This is a genomic window from Chryseobacterium sp. CG10_8, from assembly GCF_058117085.1.
On record NZ_JBYVEB010000172.1, the window covers coordinates 1 to 3700 of the forward strand.

Here is a 3700-nt window from a genome sequence, read left to right on the forward strand (position 1 = left end):
TTGATTTCTACTTTTTGTTGATCTCCAGAAATAGAGTCCATACAAACGCAAGATGACTCTGAAAGCTCTTTCAGAAGTGCATTGTCATCATTTTTGTCTTTTTTGGTAGTTTGAGAAAAGCTAATCATACCTACTATAAGACATGCAAGAGTAATGGTTTTGCTTAACATTGTGTTTTTGTTTAATTTATTGAAAATACAAAGTCTTAATGATATCATTAGACTCCTTTCAAATTTAATAAAAAAAAGAATGGAAATAGCTTTTGGTGTAAAATAGTTAAAAAGGATTTTGGAGGTGTAGAAAATCAATTTCTTTTGAATTTCGCTTCAATAAGTTATACCTTTACATCTTCAAAGTTATTTTAAAATGATTAATGATCAAAGAAAGGAGCGATTTCGACAAATCGTTCAGAATAAATTTCAGATTTATAATTCGCTTTTCATGAGTTTGCCTTATGATAAGATGACCAATATTGGGATGTTGCTCCCATTTCTTTATGAAGAAAGCAAAGATGGTTACGAAGAAGGAAAAAGTCCTTTAGAGATTTTGGAAAACTTCTTCAAAAACCATACAGAACTTCATACCGAAGAACAGAAATTAGAATTGTTGTTTAAAATCATTCAGTACATAGAGAGACAAGTCGTGCTTTTTGACAGTATTGAAGATGCTGCTTTTCCACAACTGCATTCGGAGGGAGATAACGGAACCTTGGTTAACCTTCATGAACGCGCTGCTTTGGAACACAAGATGGAAGAAGTCCGTAAGAAAATGGAAGATTTTTCTGTGAAATTAGTTTTTACCGCGCACCCAACGCAGTTTTATCCCAATTCGGTTCAGAGGATTATTCATGATTTGAGGAACGCCATTTCAGAAGACTCAGTTACCAATATCGATATGTTGTTGCAGCAATTGGGTAAGACTCCTTTTGTTAATAAAGAGAAGCCGACGCCAATTGATGAGGCTTTAAGTATAATTTATTATCTCAGGTACGTTTACTATGATACCATTGGTGAATTGTTTACAAAGACCAAAAAGACCTTTGGGAATCATCATTTTTCACCATCTGAAGATCTGTTGCAATTAGGTTTCTGGCCAGGTGGAGACCGTGATGGGAATCCATTCGTAACAGCAGAGGTAACTCGAAGAGTAGCTAACGAATTACGTATTGCTATTTTGAAATCTTATTACAGTCATTTGAAATTTATTCGTAGAAGATTAAGTTTTAGTGGAGTTAGCGAAGTTCTAACACAGTTGAGTGAAAGATTGTACTCCGCGATTTTTGAAGTTAATAAACCTATTAATGCACAGGAAATAATTGAGAAAATCAATGAAGCAGAAGCAATATTGTTGAAGAAACATAATGGACTTTTCCATGATTTGTTGCTTAATTTCAGAGATAGAGTCAAGGTTTTTGGGACACATTTTGCGACATTGGATATCAGACAAGATAGCCGAATTCATCAAAAAGTGTTGGATGCGATTTTCGAGCATCAATTCGGAAAACAGGAGGATGTTAGCTTTGAAGACAAATTCACTTCAATTATTAATAAATCTGAAAAGATTGAACCCAATGTCTTCCAAGATGATATCGTGAAAGATACATTAGAAACGGTTTCTCAAATCAAAGATTTGCAACAACTCAATGGAGAAAGAGGAATGAATAGGTATATTATTTCTAACTCCGACCACGTGAAGGATGTTCTTAATGTTTATGCATTTTTCAGAGTTTGTGGATATCAAGAAGATGAAATCAAAGTGGATATTATTCCACTTTTTGAGACCATGGAAGGTCTTGCCAACTCAGAAAGTGTGATGAGACAATTGTTTCAAGAGCCTTTATATAAAGCACATTTGGAAAGACGAGGGAACCGTCAAACGATTATGTTGGGTTTTTCCGATGGAACCAAAGACGGAGGCTACCTTAAAGCGAATTGGGAAATTTTCAAAACTAAGGAACAGTTAACCAAATTAGCGGAAGAGTTTGAGATTAATGTTATTTTCTTCGATGGTAGAGGAGGACCTCCGGCAAGAGGAGGCGGAAAAACGCACGATTTTTATGCTTCTCAAGGAAAAACCATTGCTAATCACAAAATCGAACTCACCATCCAAGGTCAGACCATTACTTCGGTTTTCGGGAATAAGGATCAAGCTCAATATAATTTCGAACAATTGATTACTGCAGGTGTTGAGAATGATGTCTTTAAAGATTCCAAAAAAGAACTTAATCCGGAAGAGAGACAGCTGATTAGTGATTTGGCTGAAATTAGTTTCACCAAATACACAGAACTGAAGAATCATCCAATGTTTGTCGCTTATCTTCAGGAGATGAGTACGCTTCCATATTATGGTAGAACGAATATTGGAAGTAGACCAAGCAAAAGAGGGGATAGTAATGATTTGAAATTCGAAGATCTTCGTGCTATTCCGTTTGTGGGAAGTTGGTCGCAATTGAAGCAGAATGTTCCAGGATTTTTTGGATTCGGTTATGCTTTACAACAATATAAAGAGCAAGGAAAATTGGGTGCGGTGAAAAAACTGTATCAAAATTCTGATTTTTTCAAAACCTTGGTGCTGAATTCCATGATGAGTATGAGCAAATCGTATTTTCCACTGACTTATTATATGTCCAAAAATCCAAAGTTCGGAGCATTTTGGAATATCCTTTTTGACGAATACAATTTATCTAAATCTCTGATGTTGGAAATTACAGGTTTCCAAAGATTAATGGAGGAGGAACCGCTTTCCAGAAAATCAGTGGAGATTAGAGAAAAAATAGTTCTCCCGTTATTGACTATTCAGCAATATGCATTAATGAAGATTCAGCAAAATACAGATAGTAAAGAAGCCTATGAAAAACTGGTGATGCGTTCCTTGTTTGGGAATATTAATGCCAGCAGAAATTCAGCATAAAAGAAAAGTCCTCGCAAATCGGGGACTTTTTTCTTTCTCAACGAATACAAAAATCAGCTTTGGATAATGAAGTAATTTAGATACATTTGTCGAAAACACAACAAATGGAAAAATCTTTTACGGAACATCTTACTTATTTCGCAAAACTCTTTGGGACCTATACTTGGAATTTTGTGAAGTGCAATTTTTTGGGAGCTTTATCAACGGTTTTAGTTCTAATTTTGGGACTTTTTGCGCTGTCAAACCAAATTAATGTTGGGAAGTCTGGACGTGTTAGTGCGATTCCCTTTTTGACTTTAGCGGCAGCAACCAAACCCTTTACAGTTATTCCTTTTTACCTTATTACGCTGATTAGTCCATATTTATTGTTTGTATTTTCGGGGTCTTATGCCACTACGAAAGTTATCAATAAGTTATTGCATGACAAAAAGGATTCGGCTTTAGCTCCATTTTTGGATAAGACGATTGATGCAGTTCAGGCAAAGCAACCAGGACTCTTCAAAGCAGGTACTGACATGGTAAAGTCTCAAATGAAAATGATTGCAGAAGTCAAAAAAAGTGACCAAAACCGAATAGTAAAGCTTATAATCAACTACGCACTCTCGAAAATAAGTCTTGATGATGTTGATTTGTCAGGAGAGGAAGCTTCCTACACTGTGATTATTAGAGAAAAGATTTTGGAGAAGTTACATGAAGTTTCGGAGCCATCCTTTAGAACTTTTTGGATTGTGGTTGGATTGCAATGGCTGATCTTAGCTTTGATGACTTATACGAATTATTAGTGGAGATT

Annotated in this window: 2 protein-coding genes; both read left to right on the forward strand. The window is 35.5% G+C overall.

Annotation, left to right across the window (positions count from 1 at the left end):
• Positions 1–366: 366 nt before the first annotated feature.
• On the forward strand, positions 367–2910 hold the full coding sequence (locus AC4AGG_RS15660) for a phosphoenolpyruvate carboxylase (protein ID WP_489772956.1): 2544 nt from the start codon (positions 367–369) through the stop codon (positions 2908–2910).
• 104 nt (positions 2911–3014) lie between these two features.
• Positions 3015–3692 carry a hypothetical protein gene (locus AC4AGG_RS15665; protein WP_489772957.1) on the forward strand — a complete coding sequence of 226 codons (678 nt, stop codon included), beginning with the start codon at positions 3015–3017 and terminating at the stop codon, positions 3690–3692.
• Positions 3693–3700 lie beyond the last annotated feature (8 nt).

What these genes read in the sequence shown, in the direction of transcription:
- AC4AGG_RS15660 (WP_489772956.1), top strand. Translation starts at nt 367, where the DNA reads ATGATTAATGATCAAAGAAAGGAGCGATTTCGACAAATCGTTCAGAAT.
- AC4AGG_RS15665 (WP_489772957.1), top strand. Translation starts at nt 3,015, where the DNA reads ATGGAAAAATCTTTTACGGAACATCTTACTTATTTCGCAAAACTCTTT.